The 20,500-nt window shown below is 69.6% G+C and carries 23 protein-coding genes; 12 read left to right on the plus strand and 11 right to left on the minus strand.

Annotated elements, in window-relative coordinates:
* Positions 1-56 precede the first annotated feature (56 nt).
* Positions 57-725 (plus strand): phosphate signaling complex protein PhoU, encoded by a 669-nt coding sequence (gene phoU / locus C8E96_RS06690; protein WP_091376155.1) that lies wholly within the window; start codon positions 57-59, stop codon positions 723-725.
* Between the two features lie 18 nt (positions 726-743).
* Here the strand turns inward: phoU and C8E96_RS06695 are convergent, their stop codons facing one another.
* The 10 genes from C8E96_RS06695 to C8E96_RS06740 form a co-directional block, all read right to left on the minus strand.
* On the minus strand, positions 744-1,511 hold the full coding sequence (locus C8E96_RS06695) for an ESX secretion-associated protein EspG (protein WP_091376158.1): 768 nt from the start codon (positions 1,509-1,511) through the stop codon (positions 744-746).
* Positions 1,512-1,514: 3 nt separating this feature from the next.
* Positions 1,515-3,134 (minus strand): hypothetical protein, encoded by a 1,620-nt coding sequence (locus C8E96_RS06700; RefSeq protein WP_133794221.1) that lies wholly within the window; start codon positions 3,132-3,134, stop codon positions 1,515-1,517.
* Positions 3,135-3,153: 19 nt separating this feature from the next.
* Positions 3,154-3,744: a DUF3558 domain-containing protein gene (locus C8E96_RS06705; protein ID WP_091376164.1), complete on the minus strand. Its 591-nt coding sequence runs from the start codon at positions 3,742-3,744 to the stop codon at positions 3,154-3,156.
* A gap of 4 nt (positions 3,745-3,748) precedes the next feature.
* The gene (locus C8E96_RS06710; protein ID WP_091376167.1) at positions 3,749-4,135 is read right to left on the minus strand and encodes a hypothetical protein; all 387 of its coding nucleotides are present in this window, start codon (positions 4,133-4,135) and stop codon (positions 3,749-3,751) included.
* 157 nt (positions 4,136-4,292) lie between these two features.
* A complete protein-coding gene (gene pstB, locus C8E96_RS06715; protein WP_091376171.1) occupies positions 4,293-5,069 on the minus strand; it encodes a phosphate ABC transporter ATP-binding protein PstB in 777 nt (258 codons plus the stop codon).
* A 17-nt stretch (positions 5,070-5,086) separates the two neighbouring features.
* Complete coding sequence (pstA, locus tag C8E96_RS06720; RefSeq protein WP_166657902.1) at positions 5,087-6,001, minus strand: phosphate ABC transporter permease PstA; 915 nt, start codon at positions 5,999-6,001, stop codon at positions 5,087-5,089.
* Positions 5,998-6,924: a phosphate ABC transporter permease subunit PstC gene (pstC, locus tag C8E96_RS06725; protein ID WP_228769940.1), complete on the minus strand. Its 927-nt coding sequence runs from the start codon at positions 6,922-6,924 to the stop codon at positions 5,998-6,000. The genes pstA and pstC overlap by 4 nt, the downstream gene beginning before the upstream one ends.
* A 181-nt stretch (positions 6,925-7,105) precedes the next feature.
* Positions 7,106-8,233, minus strand: coding sequence for a phosphate ABC transporter substrate-binding protein PstS (pstS, locus tag C8E96_RS06730; RefSeq protein ID WP_091376999.1), 1,128 nt, complete (start codon positions 8,231-8,233; stop codon positions 7,106-7,108).
* A 206-nt stretch (positions 8,234-8,439) separates the two neighbouring features.
* Entirely contained in the window at positions 8,440-9,294 is an 855-nt protein-coding gene (gene mshD, locus C8E96_RS06735; protein ID WP_228769941.1) for a mycothiol synthase, read from the minus strand.
* Positions 9,295-9,376: 82 nt separating this feature from the next.
* The gene (locus tag C8E96_RS06740; RefSeq protein WP_091376181.1) at positions 9,377-10,108 is read right to left on the minus strand and encodes a winged helix-turn-helix transcriptional regulator; all 732 of its coding nucleotides are present in this window, start codon (positions 10,106-10,108) and stop codon (positions 9,377-9,379) included.
* 395 nt (positions 10,109-10,503) lie between these two features.
* On the opposite strand from C8E96_RS06740, the gene C8E96_RS06745 reads away from it, so the two are divergent.
* From C8E96_RS06745 to C8E96_RS06790, 9 genes are all read left to right on the plus strand, one after another.
* Positions 10,504-11,370 (plus strand): LmeA family phospholipid-binding protein, encoded by an 867-nt coding sequence (locus tag C8E96_RS06745; RefSeq protein WP_166657903.1) that lies wholly within the window; start codon positions 10,504-10,506, stop codon positions 11,368-11,370.
* Between the two features lie 1,280 nt (positions 11,371-12,650).
* Positions 12,651-13,064, plus strand: a complete 414-nt coding sequence (locus C8E96_RS06755; protein WP_091376187.1) for a TlpA family protein disulfide reductase — start codon at positions 12,651-12,653, stop codon at positions 13,062-13,064.
* 221 nt (positions 13,065-13,285) lie between these two features.
* Positions 13,286-13,753 carry a DUF4395 domain-containing protein gene (locus tag C8E96_RS06760; protein WP_091376190.1) on the plus strand — a complete coding sequence of 156 codons (468 nt, stop codon included), beginning with the start codon at positions 13,286-13,288 and terminating at the stop codon, positions 13,751-13,753.
* Positions 13,750-14,589 (plus strand): sulfurtransferase, encoded by an 840-nt coding sequence (locus tag C8E96_RS06765; RefSeq protein WP_091376193.1) that lies wholly within the window; start codon positions 13,750-13,752, stop codon positions 14,587-14,589. The genes C8E96_RS06760 and C8E96_RS06765 overlap by 4 nt, the downstream gene beginning before the upstream one ends.
* Before the next feature lie 30 nt (positions 14,590-14,619).
* Complete coding sequence (locus tag C8E96_RS06770) at positions 14,620-14,919, plus strand: DUF1416 domain-containing protein (protein WP_091376196.1); 300 nt, start codon at positions 14,620-14,622, stop codon at positions 14,917-14,919.
* Positions 14,920-15,069: 150 nt separating this feature from the next.
* On the plus strand, positions 15,070-15,708 hold the full coding sequence (locus C8E96_RS06775; protein WP_091376199.1) for a peptidoglycan-binding domain-containing protein: 639 nt from the start codon (positions 15,070-15,072) through the stop codon (positions 15,706-15,708).
* Positions 15,709-15,874: 166 nt separating this feature from the next.
* Positions 15,875-16,510: an FABP family protein gene (locus C8E96_RS06780; protein WP_091376202.1), complete on the plus strand. Its 636-nt coding sequence runs from the start codon at positions 15,875-15,877 to the stop codon at positions 16,508-16,510.
* 4 nt (positions 16,511-16,514) lie between these two features.
* Positions 16,515-17,126 (plus strand): 5-oxoprolinase subunit B family protein, encoded by a 612-nt coding sequence (locus tag C8E96_RS06785; protein ID WP_091376204.1) that lies wholly within the window; start codon positions 16,515-16,517, stop codon positions 17,124-17,126.
* On the plus strand, positions 17,123-17,989 hold the full coding sequence (locus C8E96_RS06790) for a 5-oxoprolinase subunit C family protein (RefSeq protein WP_091376207.1): 867 nt from the start codon (positions 17,123-17,125) through the stop codon (positions 17,987-17,989). The genes C8E96_RS06785 and C8E96_RS06790 overlap by 4 nt, the downstream gene beginning before the upstream one ends.
* Positions 17,990-18,050: 61 nt before the next feature.
* Here C8E96_RS06790 and C8E96_RS06795 read toward each other — a convergent pair whose 3' ends face one another.
* Positions 18,051-18,896, minus strand: coding sequence for an aminodeoxychorismate lyase (locus tag C8E96_RS06795; RefSeq protein WP_091376210.1), 846 nt, complete (start codon positions 18,894-18,896; stop codon positions 18,051-18,053).
* A gap of 94 nt (positions 18,897-18,990) precedes the next feature.
* On the opposite strand from C8E96_RS06795, the gene C8E96_RS06800 reads away from it, so the two are divergent.
* Together C8E96_RS06800 and ygfZ are read left to right on the plus strand one after the other, a co-directional pair.
* Positions 18,991-19,371 carry a Fur family transcriptional regulator gene (locus C8E96_RS06800; RefSeq protein ID WP_228769973.1) on the plus strand — a complete coding sequence of 127 codons (381 nt, stop codon included), beginning with the start codon at positions 18,991-18,993 and terminating at the stop codon, positions 19,369-19,371.
* Positions 19,368-20,480, plus strand: a complete 1,113-nt coding sequence (ygfZ, locus tag C8E96_RS06805; RefSeq protein WP_091376215.1) for a CAF17-like 4Fe-4S cluster assembly/insertion protein YgfZ — start codon at positions 19,368-19,370, stop codon at positions 20,478-20,480. Before C8E96_RS06800 ends, ygfZ begins: the two co-directional genes overlap by 4 nt.
* The last annotated feature ends 20 nt before the right edge of the window (positions 20,481-20,500 follow it).

The raw sequence follows: 20,500 nt of genomic DNA on the forward strand, positions 1-20,500 counted from the left end.
CCATGGATTCACCTGACGATGGGGTGCGCCGCTGCGCGCCCCTCTAGGCTGTGCGCATGCGTGAGGCTTACCATTCCGAACTCGGCGTACTCGCCGACCAGCTCGCGGCCATGTGTTCGATGGTCGCCGAGGCCATGGAGCTCGCCACGCGCGCGCTGCTCGACGCCAACCTGACCATCGCCGAACAGGTGATCAGCGGCGACGAGAAGATCGACGACGCCCGCTCCGCCTGCGAGGAGCACGCCTACTCGCTGCTCGCGCTGCAGGCGCCCGTCGCGACCGACCTGCGCACCGTGCTCGCGGCCATCCACGCCGCCGAGAGCCTGGAGCGCATGGGCGACCTCGCGCTGCACGTGGCCAAGGCCGCGCGGCGCAGGCACCCCGCGCCGGTGCTCCCCGACGACGTGCGCGGCTACTTCGCCGAGCTGGGCCGGGTCACCGTGCAGCTCGCGCGCAAGGCCGAGGTCATCATCCGCACCCAGGACGTCGAGGCCGCCCGCGCGCTCGAGGACGACGACGACGTCGTCGACGACCTGCACCGGCACCTGTTCACGGTGATCATGGACAAGGAGTGGCAGCACGGCGTGCCGTCGGCGGTCGACGTCACCCTGCTCGGGCGCTTCTACGAGCGCTACGCCGACCACGCGGTGTCCGTGGCCAAGCGGGTCGTGTTCGTGGTGACCGGCCGGATGCCCGGCTCGGTCAGCGAAGACGACGACCTGTAGCGCCGCCGCGCCGCGGCCTCACGGCCGCGGCGCCACCGACTCGATCAGCTCACCGAGCTGCTGGGTCAGCCGAACGCTGTCCGCGGGCGAGTACGTCGCACGGATCCCGCCATCGGGGCTGGGCCGCGACAGCGACAGGTAGCGCCCGGCGTCGGTGTCGATCCAGCTGACGGTGCCCGCGTCGGCCTGCCGCCCACGCCTGCCGCGCGTGGTGACGGTGAACATCCCGAACCCGGTGCGTGGCCGCTCAAGCATGGCCGCCGCCATCCGCAGCTGGGCCTCCGACGTCGACCGGGGCGCCCGCACCTGCTGGACGAACCCGTCGTCGGACTTCGGCTGCGGCGGGGCCTCGACGACCTGCACGGACTGTCCCGGCCCGGCCGCCATGCCCGGCAGCAGGCCCACCAGCGACCGGGCGAGCCCGGCCGGGCTGATCAGCTCGAACCGGATCGTCTGCCCCTCTTGCACGGCCAGCACCGCCGTCGTCCCAGCCGCGGACGCGCGGGCGCGCACCGGCCGGTCCTTCTCGACGGTGCCCATCATGCCGATGCCGACGTCGTAATCACCGGTGACGACCAGCGCCGCCTCGAGGTCGGGATCGAGCTGGTTGCGCCGCACCAGACCCCGGTTGGCCAGGTCGGTGAAGACCGCCTTCGCGATGCGATTGCGGTCTTCCTCAAGCTGCCCGAAACTCGGGATCTGGAACGGAAACTGCCTGCAGCTGGTCTTCAGAAGCTGCGACAACATGTCCACCGCCGCGAGCGACAGTGAGAACGACCTAGGCATCCACTAGCCGCCGATCACAGGAGGTGCGGTCATCTCGTCGGTGCCGAAGACCTGGTCGGGGTCGGCCTCGACCAGGTAGGACGGCCGGTTGTGCTCGTCGTCCTCGCCCCCCTGGCCACGTCCGCCGCCGCCCATGCCGCCGCCCATGGGCGCGCCACCGCGACCACCCGCGGCGCCCACGCCACCACCACGTCCACCGCCCGCGGCATGCTCGGCCGCGAGGGCGCCTGCCCCCGCCGCGCCGCCCACGCCCGGTCCGCCCATGCCCGACCGGCCGCCGAAGCCACTGCCACCGGAGCCACCGCCTCCGCCGGGCCCGAAGCCGCCGCGGCCACCGCCGCCGCCGCCACCTCCACCGCCGCCACCACGGCCCGGCCGGTCGGTGTCGCCGCCGCCCATGCCGGGTCCCATCGGACCCGGGCCCATCGGCGGCATGCCGCCGGGGTACGGGCCGACGGGCGGGTGTCCGCCGGGGTTCTGGCCAGGGCCACCGGTACCGGGGCCTGGGGGAAGGTCGACGAAGCCACCTGGGGTCGTGCTGCCGCCGCCGGTGCCACCGCCACCGGGCAGGGGGACACCACCTGTGCCCGACGGGGGTGTGTACCCGCCGCCAGTGCCCGTGCCATTTCCACCAGGGTTGTAGGAGCCGGAGCCGTCACGGTCGCCGGTGCCGCCGGTGTTGACGTCGTGGTTGGTCGGCTTCTTCACGCCGGTGCCGTCGCCGGGATCCCCCGGTTGTCCCGTACCTCCACCACCCATGGTCGGCGGCGGCGCGAACGCGGGCATCGTCGACGCACTGCCCAGCGCCCCGTCGTACGACCCGACCACCCGCGCGGCTTCCTGGTGCGCGGTCTGGCTCTCGCGGTAGTCGTTCATGTAGATGGCGGACTTGCGGGCCAGGTCGAGCGGGTTGGTCGTCGTCATGAGGTCGCGGTTGGCGGCCGCCATGTCGAAGGGCTTCTCCTCCGGCATCGAGTTCTTGGCCTCAGCCAGCGCGGCGGCCTGCAAACTCGTCTGCGTCCCGGCGAGCTGGGCGCTCTGTCCGGACTTGCCGACCCAGTTGCCGATGTCGGCCATGAACTGCCGGGCCTGGTCGCCCGCCTTGCCCTGCCAGTCGGCCTGACTGTTGTTGATGGCGTTCGCGACATCCGTCTGGAACTGGACCATCTTGTTGCCAGCCTCGGTATAGGCCGCCCCCATGTCGCCGACCTGGTCAGGGTCGACGCCCTCAGTGACCATGGTCCTGAGGTTGCCGTGCTCATAGCTCATGTAGTTCGTCGGAGGCATCCCAGGCGGCGGGCGTGTGTCGACGCCCTGCGCGAGTTGGGCGGCCTGGGCGCTCATCTCCTGGTTGTACTGCTCGTTCACCTCACTGTTGCGGGTGAACCGCTTCCAGATCTCCCACCACTCGGCGTTCTCGATCTCCTGGTCGACCTGCTGCTCAGCGTGCTCCCGCACCTCGGCATCGCTGTCGGAGGTGCCCTTGCGCTCGATGTAGTAGCGGCTGTTGGGATCGTAGGTGGGGTCATATGAGGGGTGGTCGCGCTGCCCATTGCGCGACACATCCACCGTGGTCTGATTCCCCTGCGGCGGGGTGTACGCGGTCCTGACTGGTCCAGGCATTGGTCAATCCCTCCGATACCTAGGGCAGTTCCGGCTCGACAAGCTTCGCGGCTTCCAGCACGGCCGGGCAGAGCTTCTCACCGGAGGCGCCGGCAGCTTGCACATCGACCCGCGACTTCTCGGTGACCTCGATGGAAATCGCGCAGCCTGAGCCGCCACCACGAAGGGTCTGCACGGCCTTGCGCGAACCAACGGTCACGGGCTTGGGGGCCCCGTCTCCGCGAACATCCTTGATGCCAAGCGTTTCGAACAAGCCGACATCAATCGAGTAGCTGTCGGTGGTGGTCCCTTTGTCGACACGCCATTGACATCCACGTGATTTCCCCACGGTGGCATCCTCGCCCGGCTCAGCGATTCCGAGAGTGCGCATAGCCGACGCGTCAAGAAGGTCACAAGGGTCGACAGACTTCAGGGGGGACTCGTCGGTGCTTGGCTTAGTCGCCGATGACTTCGTCGTCGGCGACGGGCTACCGCTGGAAGTCGGCTCGGGCTGAGCAGTGGGCGAACCCGGGGTTTTGTCCGAGCAACCGGCCAGCATCAGAGTGAGTACGGCGACTAGGACGAGCGGGCGCTTCACGTGGTTTCCTTCACCTTCGCATCTGTTGAGCATTCGTTCACTTGAGCTTGCTCGCAGCAGCCTCGTCGGTGTTGCGGTAGTTGGCCATGGCCTGCATGATGCCTTCTTCCGCCTTTGTCAGCGACGCACGGAATTCCTTCAGTTGCGTGTTGAATCCCTGACCGTCATTAGCCACCTGCTGCAGGTGGGGCTTCATCACACGAGCACCGTTGCTGTCGCCCAGCATCGCTTGCTCGTTGAGCCTGCTCAACTGGTTGGCCTCGCTGTCAACCCACTTCACCATGTCTCGAATGGCACGAAGGAGGGCCTCGCCGCCCTCTTCGTTGACCGAGAACGCCCCACTCGCCGCCCCAGTCGCGAAATCCGACATGGATTTGCCGATCGTGCTGCCGATCGAAGCGCCGCCCGCGTCGTCGATGTACATGTTTGCCCCTAGTCCGATCGCCTGCCAGACCCCAAGGGCACGGTACCAATCGCCCGTGGTGTCCGTCTTGTGTGTGACGAAATGGCCTGACGTCCGGTTCCCCGGAAACGCGAGGTCCCCCGCACGGACCATGCGGGGGACCTTCGTGCGCGAAAACTCAGCCGAAGCGGCCCGAGATGTAGTCCTCGGTGGCCTTCTGACCTGGGTTGGAGAAGATCCGCTCGGTGTCGTCGATCTCGATCAGCCGTCCGGGCTGGCCGACGCCCGCGAGGTTGAAGAACGCGGTCTGGTCACTCACACGGGCAGCTTGCTGCATGTTGTGGGTGACGATCACGATCGTGTAGTCCTTCTTCAACTCCCCGATCAGGTCCTCGATCGCCAGCGTGGAGATCGGGTCCAGGGCCGAGCACGGCTCGTCCATCAGGAGCACGTCCGGCTGGACCGCGATGGCGCGGGCGATGCACAGACGCTGCTGCTGACCGCCGGACAGGCCGCCGCCGGGCTTGGCGAGGCGGTCCTTGACCTCCGCCCACAGGTTGGCGCCGCGCAGGGCTCGTTCGGCTACCTCGTCGAGTTTGCGCTTGTCGCGCTCGCCCGCCAGCTTGAGGCCCGCGACGACGTTGTCGCGGATCGACATCGTGGGGAACGGGTTGGGCCGCTGGAACACCATGCCGATGGTGCGCCGCACGGACACCGGGTCGACCGTCGAGGCGTAGATGTCCTCGCCGTCGAGGAGGACCTTGCCCTCGGCGCGGGCGCCGGGGATCACCTCGTGCATGCGGTTGAGCGACCGCAGCACCGTCGACTTGCCGCAGCCCGAGGGGCCGATGAACGCGGTGACATTGCGCGGGGGCACTGCCAGCGAAACCTTGTCCACGGCGTGGAACTTGCCGTAGTACAGGTTCAGGTCTTTCACGTCGATGCGCTTGGCCATGGTTGCTTACCGCCCGCTCACTTGGTCTTCAGAGACGTCAGCCGCGAGATCAGGGATCCCAGCAGGTTGAACACGGTGATGATCAGAATCAGGGTGACCGCCGCGCCCCAGACCCGCGCTTCGCCGACCTCGTTGGTGGTCAGCCGCTCGGAGGTCATGAGCAGCGGCAGCGAGGACATGCTGCCGCCGAACGGGTCGTAGTTGATGAAGGTCGTGTACCCGACGAGCACCAGCACCGGCGCGGTCTCGCCCATGACGCGGGCGATGGCCAGCGAGATGCCGGTGATGATGCCGGACATCGCGGTCGGGATGACGATCTTGACGATGGTCTTCCACTTCGGGATGCCCAGCGCGTACGACGCTTCGCGAAGTTCGTCGGGGACGATCTTCAGCAGTTCTTCCGTGGTCCGCACGACGACCGGGATCATCAGCAGCACCAAGGCAAGCGACACCGCGAAGGCGCTTCGCGGCATGCCCATCGTGGTGATCCACAGGGCGTAGATGAACAGCGCGGCGACGATCGACGGGACACCCGAGAGGATGTCGACGGTGAAGGTGACCGCGCGCGCCAGGCGCGAGTTCTTGCCGTACTCCACCAGGTACACCGCCACCATGATGGCGATGGGGACCGCGATGACCGCGCAGATCAGTCCTTGCAGCAGGGTGCCGAGGATCGCGTGGTAGACCCCGCCGCCGAACTGGCGCGACGTCAGGCCCGCCAGCGACTTCTGCCACCAGTCCGCGGTGAGGACGTGCTGGAAGCCCTTCGAGATGACCGTGAAGAGCAGCCACACCAGCGGCGCGAGGGCGAGGACGAAGGTCGATCCGACGAGGATCGTCGCGGCCTGGTTCTTCAGCTTGCGCCCAGTGCTGAGCTGCTGGAACGCCGGCGCCTTCGCGGGCCGGTCCAGGCTGGTCGCGGTAGTCATCATTCGTACTCCTTGTGACCCGCGATGATGGACCGAGCGAAGGCGTTGACGATGAAGGTCAGGACGAACAGCACCAGGCCCGCGGCGATGTACGCGCCCGCGCCGCGCGGGTCGTTGAACTCCTGCGCCGCGCGCGCGATCTTCGAGGCGATGGTGTCGCCGCCGTCGAAGAGGCTGAAGCTGAAGTTCGTCGTCGTCGAGCTGAGGATGATCATCACGGCGATGGTCTCGCCGAGGGCGCGGCCCAGGCCCAGCATCGACGCGCTGATGTAGCCCGCCTTGCCGAACGGCAGGACCGTGGTCCGGATGACCTCCCACTTGGTGGCCCCGAGCGCGAGCGCGCCCTCGACCTGCATCGTGGGTGTGCGGTCGAAGACCTCGCGGCTGATCGCGGTGATGATCGGCAGCAGCATCACCGCGAGGACGATGCTCGCGGTGAAGATCGTCTGCCCGATGCCGAGGTCGGAGCTGCCCTTGGCGAAGATCGGCAGGAAGCCCAGGTTCGCGTTGAGCCAGACGCTGAACGGCGCGATCGCGGGCGCGAGGACGTAGGCGCCCCAGAGGCCGTAGATGATCGACGGCACCGCGGCCAGCAGGTCGACGATGTAGGAGAACGGCCGGGCCAGCCTGCGCGGCGCGTACTGGGTGAGGAACAGCGCGATGCCCAGCGAGACCGGCATCGCGATCAGCAGGGCGAAGACCGAGCTGAACACGGTCACCAGCAGCAGGTCGAGGACACCGAAGGCCAGGTCGCCCGGTTCGGCGTTCCACTCGCGGCTGAACAGGAAGTTGGACTGGTTCTCCATCAGTGACGGGATCGCCTGGATCAGCAGGAAGACGCCGATCAGGACGATCATCGCGACCACGAAGACACCGGAGCCGACGGTCAGCGCCTTGAAGATCCGGTCGCCCGGGCGGGTGATCACCTTGGCAGGCGCGGCAGGCCCTGGAGGGGGTCCGCCCGCACCCTGCTCGTTGGAAGAAATCGTGGCCTCCGCGGCAGTGTTGGAAGCCGAACCGCCCCGCGGCCCACGAGGGGCCACGGGGCGTCCGACCGAGACGGGTTCGCTCATCGCTTACGCCCGTTCGAAGTGTGCCGGCTGCCGACTAGGAAATCGCCTTGATGGCGGTGAGCAGCTTGGTCTGGAACTCGTTGGGCAGCGGCACGTAGCCCGCGTCCGCGAGAGTGGCCTGACCGGTCGTGGCGGCGGTGGTGAGGAACGCCTTCACGGCCTTGGCGGTGTCGGCGTCGTAGCCCTTCGAGCAGACGATCTCGTAGGTCGCCAGGACCAGCGGGTAGACGCCGGCTTCCTTGCTCGCGTAGAGAGCGTCGAGGTCGATGACCAGGTCGTTGCCCTGGCCCTTGATCTTGGCGGCGTTGATGGCCTTCGCGGCGCCCTCGGCGCCGAGCTCGACCGCACCCGCGCCACTGTCGATCTTGGCGGCGTTCAGCTTCTTGTCCTGGACGTAGGACCACTCGATGTAGCCGATGGTGCCGGTGCCCGCGGAGATGGCGTCAGCCACGCCCGCGGAACCCTGGGCGCCCTGGCCGATGCCGCCGTTGAACTTCTTGCCGGCGTCCTTGCCCCAGGCGTCCTTGGCGGCGGCCTTGAGGTACTTCTGGAAGTTGTCGGTGGTGCCCGACTCGTCACCGCGGTAGATCACGGTGATGGCGGTGTCCGGCAGGGTCTTGCCGGAGTTGAGCGCGGCGATGGCCGGGTCGTTCCACTTGGCGATGCCGCCGTTGAAGATCTTGGCGGTGACCTCGGCGTTGAGCACCAGGTCGGTGACGCCGTCGACCTTGTAGGCGATGCCGACCGGGCCGAAGACCATCGGCAGGTTCCACGCCGGGTTGCCCTGGCAGCGCTTGGCCGCGGCCTCGATCTCGCCCTTGTCCTTGTTCAGGGCCGAGTCCGAGCCGCCGATGTCGACGATGCCCGCGTTGAACTGCTTGACGCCCGCGCCGGAGCCGGACGGGGTGTAGGCGAGCTGCTGGTCCGGGCACGCGGTGACGTACGCGGCGGTGAACGCCTCGATGGCGCCCTTCTGTGCGCTGGAGCCCTCCGCGACGAGGCCCTTCTTGCCGCCGCACTCGATCGCGGCGGTCTGCGTGGGCGCGGGAGCGGCGGAGTTGTTCGAACCCGCGGGGGTGTTCGAGTCGCTGCCGCACGCCGTGAGCGCGAGGGCGCCGGCGGCGATGAGACTCAACACGGACGCGTGCCGCTTGATGTTCACGTTGGATTCCTCCACCAGGAGTCTTCATTGTCGCGGCACACCAAGTGGCGCCGCCTCTCGTGAGGGGACGCTAGGCAGCGGTGGTTGACGCTTCACCCCAACAAAATGAACGACGGGTGAACAAGCACCTGATTGTGACCAGAGCGACCTAGTAGTCGCCCGTCCGTGTCCAGCGCGTGACCTGCGCGTACGCGGTGCGTAACCGGCTAACCCCGGTCAGTGTCCACAGTGGAGGAATATTGGACGTGGGCCTCCGCGCGTTCGAACCCGAGTCCCCGGTAGACGGTCACCGCGGGTGCGTTGTCGGATTCGACGTAGAGGATCACTTCGGACAGTCCCAGGTCGACCAGGTGCGCCAGGCCCGCGAGCGTGAGCGCCTTGCCGAGCCCGCCGCCCTGTGCGGCCGGGTCGACACCGACGACGTAGACCTCGCCCTCGCCTCCCGGGTGGACCTTCGTCCAGTGGAAGCCGAGCACGCGGTCGTCGGCGTCGACGGCGAGGAAGAAGCCCGCCGGGTCGAACCAGGGCTCCTTCTCGGTGGCCTCGACGTCGGCGACGGTCAACGCGCCCTGCTCCGGGTGCCAGTCGAACGCGCGGCGGTTGACCTCGACGAGGGCGGCCTCGTCCTGGCCGGGCACGAACGTGCGAACGCGGACACCGTCACGCCAGCGCGGCTCGGGAAGGTCCGCGGTGGACAGGTCGAGGCGCATCTTGAGCATCTCGCGGACCTTGGTGAGGCCGAACCTGGCGGCGATGGCCGCGGCCGCCGGGTGGTTGCCGTGGGACCAGAACCGGACCCCGCCGGCAGCCCGGTCGAGAACCGTGCGGACGAGTTCGGTGCCGATGCCCCGGCCGCGGGCGTCCGGGTGGATGAAGGCCTCGACGACCTGGCGGCCGAAGGCGTCGCCCTCGGTGTCGAGGTGGGCGTAGCCGACAAGCTCGTCGCCGACCGTCGCCAGCAGGTGCGCGCCGCCACGGAAGTCGCGCGGCAGCGGGCCGTCCGCGGACACCTCGGGGCTGCCGTCCACGGCGGCGACCGCGAGCAGGAAGGAACGGATCAACGCCGAATGGCGCCCCTCGGGGGCGCCATTCAGCCAGGCATACGTCGCAGACGTCGATGGGGTGTGGTCCACCCCTCCGACATTAGGCGTCGATCGAGTAGCGAAGCTCGTCGGCCGAGATCTCCGCGTCGCGGCGCGAGCCCGACTTCGGCGGCTGGACGAACTTGTAGCCGACGTTGCGGACGGTGCCGATGAGCTGCTCGTGCTCGGGGCCGAGCTTGGCGCGCAGGCGCCGGACGTGGACGTCGACGGTGCGGGTGCCGCCGAAGAAGTCGTAGCCCCAGACCTCCTGCAGCAGCTGGGCCCGGGTGAACACCCGGCCCGCGTGCTGCGCGAGGTACTTGAGGAGCTCGAACTCCTTGTAGGTGAGGTCGAGCGGGCGGCCGCGCAGGCGCGCCATGTAGGTCGCCTCGTCGATGACCAGCTCGCCCAGCCGCAGCGCGCCGTCCACGGCGGCTCCTGCCGGGCCACGCGAGGTGAGCAGCCGCAGTCGGGCGTCGACCTCGGCCGGGCCCGCGGCGGGGAGCACGATCTCGTCGATGCGCCAGTCGGAGGTGATGGCGACCAGGCCGCCTTCGTTGACCACCGCGATGACCGGGCAGCTGTCGCCGCCACTGGTCAGCAGCCTGCACAGGCTCTTGGCGGCGGCGAGGTCGGTCCGGGCGTCCACGATCACGGCGTCACGCGAGCCCGCCTCGAGGAGGGCGGTGACCTCGGGAGCCTGGGTCCGCACGGTGTGCGGGAGCAGCATCAGCGAGGGCAACACGGAACCGGGCTCTGGGTCAGCGGTAAGCAGCAGCAGATCGAGGCTCATCCGAGTCCGCCTCTCTGTTGATCCGCTCCGCTTCATTGAGGCGCGGCCCCCATCCGGGGGTTTCGATTGCGACGTGCACACAGATTAACCAGTGGGAACGGCATATGTCCTGGTCATGCCGCCCGCGTCACACGAGCGGAGGCATCTTTCCGATGATGCCCCGGCGGGTCTGACGTCGTGTTACAGGGAAGTAAAACCTAAGGTGGGCTGCGCTTTATGGGTGCCGTGAGGGTGGTTTCGACAGACGTGTGAATGGCGTGTTACGCGGATTCATCCCACCATTCACCGACCCGCCTGTGGACAACCCGATCCACCGCCGGGACGTCCTCAGTAGGCTTGGAGACCGAATGACACCGGCGTGGACGGATGACGAGATGACAGGTGGCGGGGCAACCATGGTGACCAACGGGGGACGGCCGAGCGCCGGACCCAAGCGCCGCTCGAAGGCGGTGCGACGGCTGGTGATCACCCTGGTCGTGCTGCTCGGCCTGCTGGTCGCGGCCGATTTCGGTGCGGCGGCGGTCTTCGAGCACGAGGTCTCGAAGCGGGCGCAGAGGCAGTTCAACCTCACCGACCACCCGTCGGTCAAGGTCGGCGGGTTCTCCTTCCTGCTGCAGGCCGTGTCCGGGGAGTACGACCTGGTGACCGTCGACGCCAAGGGCGTCCCGGTCAACCAGCTGCGCGACGTCGAGGTGCACGCCGACCTGCGCGGAGTGCAGGCGCCGCTGTCGGACCTGGTGTCGGGTTCGCTGACCGAGGTCCCGGTTCGCGAGGTCGTCGGCCAGGTCAAGGTCAAGGCGGCCGACGTCACCCGGGCCATGGCCGCGAACGAGAACCAGGTCATCAAGTCGCTGACGAACCTGACGATCGACCCGGTCAGCGAGAAGACGGTGGCCACCAAGCCCGCCGAGGACGCGCCCGCGGAGGACACCGCGGAGACCGCCGACACCGAGGGCAGCACCGCGGGCGTCAAGCTCTGCGGCACCGCCGAGATCGCGGGCGAGTCCACCGAGCTGTGCGTCTTCTCGATCATCACCCTCACCGAGAACCTGATCTCGGTCTCACCCAAGCGGATCGAACTGCGCAACGGCGAAGCCGACGTCAAGCTGCCGCCCGCGATCCAGCAGAAGGTGCTGCCGTTCTTCGCGGTCAAGCTCGACCCGGGCGACCTCCCGTTCGCGGTGACGCCGACGTCGGTGAAAGTCGAGCCGGGCGTGCTGTCGGTCAAGGGCAAGGCCACGAACCTGGTGCTCGGCAAGTGATCGTCGGCTCCGCGTGCCGGTGGTGCGACACCGGGAAGTTGGAGCCGGGGTTCATCGAGGACATCGGACACTCCCGTGGCTTCGCCCGATGGATCCGTGGTCCGCTGGAGCGCGGAATCTTCGGGAGCGCGAAGAAGATGCGGAGGGCCCGGATGCAGATCGACGCCTACCGGTGCAATCGGTGCGGACATCTCGAACTGTTCGCAACGGTGCTGGTGTAGGGCTTCGCCTCCGCTAGTGCGCGGCGCTGGGGGATCTCTGGGACCGGCCCGGGCACCTGCCAAGGGACCTTGCTGACCGCCCGAGGCCTGCACGGGGACCTGCCGACCTCCGGTGACCCGACCTGCCCGGTGACCCGACGTGCCCCACCTGCCCACCTGCCCACCTGCCCGGCGGGCCGGCGACCTGCCGACCTGCCGACCTGCCGACCTGCCGAGAATTCCCAAGGGACCACCCGACCGCACCCTTCGGCCCCAACGTGCCGCTGCAGATCTACCTCCCGGCCGCCAAAACCGAAGGATGACTGTCTGACACAGGTGGTCCCGCCCGAGCGCGGGACCACCGAGGACGACTGCCGGATCAGCCCCGACCAGCACAAACGCAACGGGCAGAACCCAACAGCCTGTTCGGGTGGTTCGCCTTGATTCGGGGTGAGAAGGACCTAAACTCGCCCGGCGCGGGGCAGTTTCATCACCCTGCCCGCTTTACCCGCGCAGGTCCTTCTCCGGGGTCCCCGAATCAAGGCGAACCACCCGAACAGGCACCCGCACCCCAACCCGGCCCAGCCGCGCAACCGGCAAGCCGGACAAGCCACGCAACCGGTCCAGGCGGGCACGCCGGACCAAGCAGGCGAGCCAGGCAGGCAAACAGCCCGGCAGCCGGGCCAGGCAAGGCGCCAAGCAGACAGCCGGGCGAGCCAAGCGAGCGAGGCTGCCGGGCGGGCGGGGGCAGCCAGGCGGGCAAGCCCGACCAAACAGGCGAGCGAGGCAGCCGGGCCAGGCGAGGTGCCAGGCGGGCAGGCGGGCAGCCGGGCCAGGCAAGGTGCCAAGCGGGCAGGCGGGCAGCCGGGCCAGGCAAGGTGCCAAGCGGGCAGGCGGGCAGGCAGGCAGGCAGGCGCCAAGCAGACAGCCGGGCAAGCCGGGCAAGCCGCGTTCACCCACATAGGTCATCCCCGTCACCACGGGAATGCCCCGATCCACCGCCCGGTTCCACTGGTTGGACATAGATGCGCGCAGCTCCGAGCGGGTCGATGCTGGGAGCGCCCGACGGAAGGAGACCGGATGATCGGCGGCTTGGTAGCCATCGGCACCCTCCTCCTCGCCACGCTCATCGGAGTCTGGCTGCGGCGACGCGACGGTCAGGTCCGGACCAGGAACACCGCGACCGTCCCCGCGGACGTGAGGGCGGTGCTCGACCCCCGTGCCACCGTCACGCTGGTTCAGCTGTCCACCACCTTCTGCGCCCCCTGCAGGCACGCCCGGGTCATCCTGGCCGACCTCGCCGACAAGACCGACGGGCTCGCGCACACCGACATCGACCTCACCGACCGGCCCGAACTCGCGCAGCGGCTCGCCGTTCTGCGGACGCCGACCACGCTCGCGGTGGACTCCCGGGGCGCCGAGATCCTGCGGGTCGGCGGGGTTCCTCAGCGTGAGTCGCTGCTGGCCGCGTTGCGGCCGCATCTGTCGGCATGATCAGTCCCACTGGCTGGACAGAAGTCCCGTACCGAGGGATCGCCGGTAAACTCGCCGCCGTGACCAGCACTCTGACCAGGCGACGCGCGGTGGATTTCTGCCGTGTCGACAGTTCGCTGTGTCGGGAAACGATCTGATCGGGCGGTAAGCCCAGGATCGCGCAAGCGTCCGCTCCGCCCCCACCGGACTCCATTTCCCGCGCGTCCAGGTCAGGAGGCACTGTGACCGAACCAGTCACCCAAGCCCAGGCAACACCCCAGGTGGACCCCCGCGGTCCCCGATTCAGCGCTTGGCTCACCACGGCCGTCCTGGTCGCGGTGCTGCTCACCGGGTGGTGGCCGCTGCTGGCCGCCCAGGCCGTCGTGTTCGCCCTCGGCGCGTTCGCCGGCCTCAACTACTCGCCCTATGGCGTGCTCTACCGCGTGTTCGTCGCGCCCCGGCTGGGCCCGACCGACGAGCGGGAGGACGCCGCTCCGCTCCGCTTCGCCCAGGCGGTGGGCTTCGGCTTCGCCGTCGTCGGCACCCTCGGGTACGCGACCGGGCTGGTGGGGCTGGGGATCGTCGCCACGGCGGCCGCCCTGGCCGCCGCCTTCCTGAACGCCGCGTTCGGGTTCTGCCTCGGCTGCGAGGCGTATCTGCTGCTCAACCGCTTGTCCATCACGAATAAGAAAGTAGGAACCACCCGATGAGCCGCGAAGACGTGCTTGTGACGGCCGCCTGGTCCGAGGAGAACCTCGGTGCGCCCGGTGTGGTGTTCGTCGAGGTCGATGAGGACGCCAGCGCGTACGACACCGGCCACATCCCGGGCGCGGTGAAGGTCGACTGGCGCAAGGACCTGCAGGACCCGGTGCGCCGCGACTTCATCGACCGCGCCGGTTTCGAGAAGCTGCTGTCCGCCCGCGGCATCGCCAACGACGACACCGTGGTCCTCTACGGCGGCAACAACAACTGGTTCGCCGCGTACGCCTACTGGTACTTCAAGCTCTACGGCCACGAGTCGGTCAAGCTGCTCGACGGCGGCCGCAAGAAGTGGGAGCTCGACGGCCGCCCGCTCGAGGCCGACGCCGTGTCGCGCCCGGAGACCACCTACTCCGCCAAGGACCAGGACCTGAGCCTGCGGGCCTTCCGCGAAGAGGTCGTCGAGGCGATCAACGCGAAGAACCTGGTCGACGTCCGCTCGCCCGACGAGTTCTCCGGCAAGCTGGCCGCCCCCGCGCACCTGCCGCAGGAGCAGGCCCAGGTCAAGGGCCACATCCCGAGCGCGATCAACGTGCCGTGGAGCAAGGCCGCCAACGAGGACGGCACGTTCCGCTCCGACGAGGAGCTGCGCGAGCTGTACAAGGAGGCCGGGCTCGACGAGGGCAAGGCGACCATCGCCTACTGCCGCATCGGCGAGCGCTCCTCGCACACCTGGTTCGCCCTGCGCGAGCTCCTCGGCTACAGCGACGTCAAGAACTACGACGGCTCGTGGACCGAGTACGGCTCGCTGGTCGGCGTGCCGGTCGAAATCGGCGCCCAGAATTGACCCGCCGCACCACTTAGGGAGATACCTGACATGAGCTCTTGCGGAGCCCCCGACCAGTCTTTGCCCGCCAACGTGGACGCGGGCAAGGAGATCGTCCTGACCGGCAAGGTCACCAAGGGCGGCGAGCCCGTCGGCGGCGCCTTCGTGCGCCTGCTCGACTCGACCGGCGAGTTCACCGCCGAGGTCGTCGCCTCCGACGCCGGTGACTTCCGGTTCTTCGCCGCCCCCGGCGACTGGACCGTCCGCGCCCTGCACCGCACCGGCAACGGCGAGGCCACGGTCAGCGCGGCGGGCCCCGGCCTGCACGACGTGGCCATCGCGGTCGCCTGATCCGTCAGCTCACCGATGCCCCCGGGATCTCCCGGGGGCATCGGTGTTTTCGGGGCAAGAAATCCGTGACTTCCTTGTGACCAACCGATTCCCGGGTTCAGGCGTGTACCTGGCAGCGAGGCCGAAAGGCCGCCGAACTGGGGAGAAACCATGGGAATCAAGGCTTGTTTCCGCACGTCCATCATCGGTCTGCTGGCAGCGGGCGTGCTCGCGGGCGGCATGGCCGCAGGCGCGGGTACCGCCGCCGCGTGCCCGGAGTCGACCGCGAGCTCGTCGACGAACTCACACAGCTACGCGAGCAGGCAGCCGCAGGTCCGTCCCGGCGCGACCGGCAAGCATGTCCTGGCGCTGCAGCTCAACCTGCGCAACCGCGGCTACCAGCTGACCGGCACCGGGTTCTACGGCGCGAAGACGCTCGCCGCCGTGCGTGCTTTCCAGCGCGCGCACGGAATCAAGGACAGCGGCATCGTCGGGTCCAAGACCTGGCAGGCCCTGTTCGGGCGAATGGACTTGGGGCTGACGCTGGGGCCCGCGGTGACGCCGAAGTTCGGCATCCAGCCCGGCGAGCGGGACGTCGCGAAGGTCAACCACCTCGGCGCGACCTTGAAGCGGCTCTACCCGACCGAGTCGGGTTGGGCGGTGCGCGGCGGGCTCTACGGCCCGGAGATGGTCGACATGGTCAAGCGGTTCCAGCGCGCGGCCGGGATCAAGGCCAGCGGCATCGTCGGCCCGAAGACCTGGTCGGCCATGTACGACGTCATCTCCGTCTCCGGCGGCTGGGGCCGCTGAGACACCCGCCACGCTCGGGCCGCCGCGGTCGTGTCCGCGGCGGCCCGTGCCGTTATCCTCCGGTCTGTGGAAATCTTCTTCACGACGCTGCTCGTGCTCATGGGTGTGCTGACCACGTGGTTCGCCGGCTACGTGGTGTACCGCATCTACGCTGACCAGCGCTGATATGACGGCGAACGACCCGGTCTCCGGCAGCGGCGACGCGGCGATCAACGCCGCCGAGAAGCGGGCCGAGCAGACCCGGCACCTCAACCTCCCGCAGTTCGACGACCTGCCGATCCCGGCGGACACCGCGAACCTGCGTGAGGGCCCCAACCTGCACGACGCCTGCCTGGCGCTGCTCCCGCTCGTCGGGGTGTGGCGCGGTGAGGGCGAGGTCGTCTATCCCACGATCGAGGGGCCGTACAAGTTCGGCCAGCAGGTCACCTTCGCGCACGACGGCAGGCCGTTCCTGTACTACGAGGCGCGGTCCTGGCTGCTCGACGACGAAGGCAAGGTCATCCGGCCCGCCGCCCGGGAAACCGGCTTCTGGCGCCCGCAGGCCGACGACACCATCGAGGTCCTGCTGACGCACTCGTCCGGCATCCTCGAGCTGTACTACGGCACCCCGCGCACCCAGACGTCGTGGGAGATCGGCACCGACCTGGTCAGCCGGACCGCTTCGGCGAAGGACGTCACCGCGGCCAAGCGGCTCTACGGGCTCGTCAACAACGGCGACCTCGCCTACGTCGAGGAGCGGGCCATGATGGGCCAGCCGATGCAGCCGCACACTTCGGCCTACCTGCAGAGAATCGTCGGCTAGGGCCGTGCGGCTGCGGCGGTGCGGCGCGGCCGCGGTCCTGGTGGAGCTGGACTCGCTGACCGAGGTCGCCGCCGCGCGGGCCGCACTGGCCGATTTGCCCGGTGTCGTCGAGCTGGTTCCCGCCGCGCGGACCGTGCTCGTGTCGTTCGCGTCCGGCGCGGGCAGGCTCAAGCAGGTCAGCGAACTCCTGGACAACGCCGACCTGTCCAACGCGCCGGTCTCGGATTCCCGGACCGTGGTCCTGCCGTCGGTGTACGACGGGCCGGACCTGGAACTCGTCGCCGAGACCGCCGGGTTGTCTGTCGAAGACACCGTCGCCCTGCACACCAGCGCCGAGTACACCGTGGCGTTCTGCGGTTTCTCGCCCGGTTTCGCCTACCTGACCGGCCTTCCCGAACCGCTGCGCCAGCCCCGGCTCGACACGCCCCGCACGCGCGTCCCGGTGGGCGCGATCGGCGTCGCGGGCGAGTTCACCGGCGTCTACCCGCGGTCCTCGCCCGGTGGCTGGCGGCTGCTGGGCAGGCTCGCCGACGACACCGACGCGCTGTTCGACCCGGCCCGCACCCCGGCGTCGCTGCTGGCCCCGGGCGACCGTGTCCGCTTCGAGGCGCGATGACCCGAGCCGTGACCGTCCTCGCCACCGGACCGCAGGCCCTGATCCAGGACCTCGGCCGACCCGGCAACGCCCACCTCGGCGTCCCGCCGTCCGGTGCGCTGGACGAGCCGTCGCTGCGGCTGGCCAACCGGCTCGCGGGCAACTCCGAGGACGCGGCGGGCATCGAATCCGTGCTGGGCGGGCTGCGGCTGCGCGCGGAGGGGTCGTGCACCGTGGCGGTGACCGGGCCGAGCGTGCCGGTCGCGGTCGACGGCCGCGACGCCGGTTCGCACACCCCCGTCCACCTGCGGGCGGGCCAGGTCATCGAGCTGGGCTCACCGCGGTCCGGGCTGCGCTGCTACGTCGCGGTCTCCGGGGGCATCGAGGTCGCTCCGCAACTGGGGTCGCGGTCGACCGACGTCCTCTCGGGCATCGGCCCGGAACCGCTGCGGGCCGGTGACGTGCTGCCGCTGGGCACCCCGACTGGCCCGCCGGTCGGCGAGGACGCCGTGCCGCCGCCGAGCCCCGCCGACCACCTGACGATCCCGGTCCTGCTCGGCCCGCGCGACGACTGGTTCACCGACCCGTCGGCCCAGTTCGCGAAGCTGACGTGGGCGGTCTCGCCGGAGAGCAACCGCGTCGGCCTGCGGCTGCTGGGCGACCCGGTGACCCGCGCGCCCGAGTTCGCCGGGCGCGAGCTGACCAGCGAAGGCGTGGTGACCGGCGCGGTCCAGGTGCCCGCGAACGGCAAGCCCGTGATCTTCCTCAACGACCACCCGACGACCGGCGGCTACCCGGTGATCGGCGTGGTCGACCCGCGCGGGATGCCCGCGCTGGCGCAGGCGCGGCCGGGCACCAAGATCCGCCTGCGGGCCACCGGGTAGCGAAGGTCGAACTCAGTCGCCCGAAGGGGCGACTCACTTGCTGGACGGGGCGACTCGCGGGTCAGGGGTATTCGGACTCGTAGAGGGCGCTGAGTTCGGTGTGGAGCTTGACCGAGTCGGGGAGTTCGACGCCGTCGAGGGTGTGCACGCGGGTGATCTTGCGGACGCTGGAGACCAGGAACAGGCCCTCGGCGTTCTCGAGTTCGTCGCGGTGGATCGGTTCGGTCTTCGTCGTCCAGCCGGACCGCTCGGCCGCGCGGAACAGGGCGGCCTGGGTCGTGCCGGGCAGGATGCCGATGGTCGGCGGGGTGGTGCGCATGGTGTCGCCCTCGACGAGCACGATCGTCGCCGTGGGGCCTTCCAGGACGGAGCCGTCGGACGCGATGAAGATCGCCTCGTCGGCGCCGTGCGCCTCGGCGTAGCGCAGCGCGGCCATGTTGAGCGCGTACGACAGCGTCTTCGCGCCGAGCAGCAGCCAGGGCGCGCGCTCCACGATCGACGGGTCGAACCCCCGGTCGAGCGTCAGCGCCGCCACGCCCGCCTCGCGGTGGGTGAACGTCCTGGGACCGATGGCCATGCCCAGGGCGAACGCCGTGGTGCTGCCGTCGCCGAACTCCGGACCACGCGTGTAGACGAGCTTGAGCGCGAATTCACCGCTGTCGGTCCAGCTGTCGATCACCTGGCGCGAAACGCGCTCCCAGGCGGCCAGGTCCGGCGCGGGCAGGTTCAGCATCGCCGCCGACCGGGCCAGCCGGTCGAGGTGCGGGCCGAGCTCGCGGGGCTGCCCGTCGACCACGAGGACGGTCTCGAAGACGCCGTCGCCGCGCAGCAAGCCGAGGTCGTCGACCCGGATGTGCGGGTGGTCCGCGTCGGCATGGGTTCCGTCAAGCATCACCAACACGCGCATGGCCGCACTTTACGCCCGCCGAGGGCCTAACATCGGCTGGGTGGAGACCCTGGGAAACCGCGAGGAACTGCGCACGACGCTGCACGAGCGCGGCATGCGCATGACCCCTCAGCGGCAGCTGGTCCTCGACGCCCTGATCGAACTCGAGCACGCCACGCCCGAGCAGGTCTGCCAGCATGTGCAGCGGACCACGCCGTCGGTCAACATCACCACGATCTACCGCACGCTGGAGCTGCTGGAGAGTCTCAGCCTGGTCCGCCACACCCACCTGGGCCACGGCGCGCCGACCTACTCGGTGCACGAACACCAGCACGTCCACCTCGTCTGCCACCGCTGTGGCCACATCGATGAGATCCCGCGGTCGATGATGGAAGGGCTCGCCGGAACAGTCCGGGCCGCCCACGGGTTCGTACTAGACGCAAGCCATCTCGCCCTGTCCGGTACCTGCCGCACCTGCACCCAGGAGTCTTCGTGACACCTCGCTCGCCGATCCTCGACCTGCCCGGGGCCATCTCCCCGCCGGACGGGGCGGTGGACTCGGGTGTCGCCTGGCACTGGGGCGACCCGTTCGCCGAGCAGCGGGCCGCCGCCCGCAAGGTCGCCGTCGTCGACCGGTCGCACCGCGAGGTCATCGCGGTCCCGGGCGAGGAGCGGCTGGCCTGGCTGCACCTGGTCATCTCCCAGCACGTCACCGCCCTGGCCGACGGCGCGGGCACCGAAGCGCTGGTGCTCGACAGCCAGGGCCGGGTCGACGCGCACATGCTGCTGGCCCACGCGGGCGACACGGTGTGGATCGACACCGAGCGCGGGGCGCAGGCCTCCGGCGCGCGCGGTGGTCAGGTCTCGCTGTTGGAGTACTTCCAGCAGATGGTCTTCTGGTCGAAGGTCGAGCCGCGCGACGCGAGCGCCGAGCGCGCGGTCCTGTCGCTGGTCGGCCCGGAGACCCCGGAGCTGCTGGCACGCGTCGGACTGCCCGTCGCGGCGGGCGAGTACGCCGTCGCGGAAGGTGCTGACGTCGTCGTCCGGCGGATGCCGTGGCCCGGCCACGACGCCGCCGACCTGCTGGTTCCCCGGGCCGAGCTGGTCGCGTGGTGGACCAAGCTGACCGACGCGGGCGCGCGCCCGATGGGCACGTTCGGCTTCGAGGCGTTGCGCGTGGAGTCGGGCAAGCCCCGGCTCGGCGTCGACACCGACGAGAAGACGATCCCGCACGAGGTCAACTGGGTGCCGTCGGCCGCGCACGTGGCCAAGGGCTGCTACCGCGGCCAGGAGACGGTGTCCAAGGTCCACAACGTCGGCAGGCCGCCGCGCCGGATGCTGCTGCTCCACCTCGACGGCAGCGCGGACAGCCTGCCCGACACCGGCGATGCGGTCCGCAGCAGCGAGAAGGTCGTCGGTCGGGTCGGGTCGGTCGCCCAGCACCACGAACTGGGCCCGATCGCGCTCGCCCTGCTGAAGCGGTCCGTCGGGGCCGGGGCCGAGCTGGTCGCGGGCGAGTCCACCCAGGCCTCGGTCGACCCGGACTCCATCCCGCCGGACACGCCCGCGCTGGGCCGAGTGGCGGCTCAGGGCCTCCGGCATTAAGGCACCAGAGGCTCGGTATG

It is taken from the genome of Actinokineospora alba (assembly GCF_004362515.1).
Lineage (GTDB): Bacteria > Actinomycetota > Actinomycetes > Mycobacteriales > Pseudonocardiaceae > Actinokineospora > Actinokineospora alba.

Bases quoted from the DNA above. Each gene is read 5' to 3' on its own strand.
- phoU (WP_091376155.1), top strand. From the start codon at position 57: ATGCGTGAGGCTTACCATTCCGAACTCGGCGTACTCGCCGACCAGCTC.
- C8E96_RS06695 (WP_091376158.1), bottom strand. From the start codon at position 1,511: ATGCCTAGGTCGTTCTCACTGTCGCTCGCGGCGGTGGACATGTTGTCG.
- C8E96_RS06700 (WP_133794221.1), bottom strand. From the start codon at position 3,134: ATGCCTGGACCAGTCAGGACCGCGTACACCCCGCCGCAGGGGAATCAG.
- C8E96_RS06705 (WP_091376164.1), bottom strand. From the start codon at position 3,744: ATGCTCAACAGATGCGAAGGTGAAGGAAACCACGTGAAGCGCCCGCTC.
- C8E96_RS06710 (WP_091376167.1), bottom strand. From the start codon at position 4,135: ATGTACATCGACGACGCGGGCGGCGCTTCGATCGGCAGCACGATCGGC.
- pstB (WP_091376171.1), bottom strand. From the start codon at position 5,069: ATGGCCAAGCGCATCGACGTGAAAGACCTGAACCTGTACTACGGCAAG.
- pstA (WP_166657902.1), bottom strand. From the start codon at position 6,001: ATGATGACTACCGCGACCAGCCTGGACCGGCCCGCGAAGGCGCCGGCG.
- C8E96_RS06740 (WP_091376181.1), bottom strand. From the start codon at position 10,108: ATGAGCCTCGATCTGCTGCTGCTTACCGCTGACCCAGAGCCCGGTTCC.
- C8E96_RS06745 (WP_166657903.1), top strand. From the start codon at position 10,504: ATGGTGACCAACGGGGGACGGCCGAGCGCCGGACCCAAGCGCCGCTCG.
- C8E96_RS06755 (WP_091376187.1), top strand. From the start codon at position 12,651: ATGATCGGCGGCTTGGTAGCCATCGGCACCCTCCTCCTCGCCACGCTC.
- C8E96_RS06765 (WP_091376193.1), top strand. From the start codon at position 13,750: ATGAGCCGCGAAGACGTGCTTGTGACGGCCGCCTGGTCCGAGGAGAAC.
- C8E96_RS06770 (WP_091376196.1), top strand. From the start codon at position 14,620: ATGAGCTCTTGCGGAGCCCCCGACCAGTCTTTGCCCGCCAACGTGGAC.
- C8E96_RS06775 (WP_091376199.1), top strand. From the start codon at position 15,070: ATGGGAATCAAGGCTTGTTTCCGCACGTCCATCATCGGTCTGCTGGCA.
- C8E96_RS06780 (WP_091376202.1), top strand. From the start codon at position 15,875: ATGACGGCGAACGACCCGGTCTCCGGCAGCGGCGACGCGGCGATCAAC.
- C8E96_RS06790 (WP_091376207.1), top strand. From the start codon at position 17,123: ATGACCCGAGCCGTGACCGTCCTCGCCACCGGACCGCAGGCCCTGATC.
- C8E96_RS06795 (WP_091376210.1), bottom strand. From the start codon at position 18,896: ATGCGCGTGTTGGTGATGCTTGACGGAACCCATGCCGACGCGGACCAC.
- C8E96_RS06800 (WP_228769973.1), top strand. From the start codon at position 18,991: ATGCGCATGACCCCTCAGCGGCAGCTGGTCCTCGACGCCCTGATCGAA.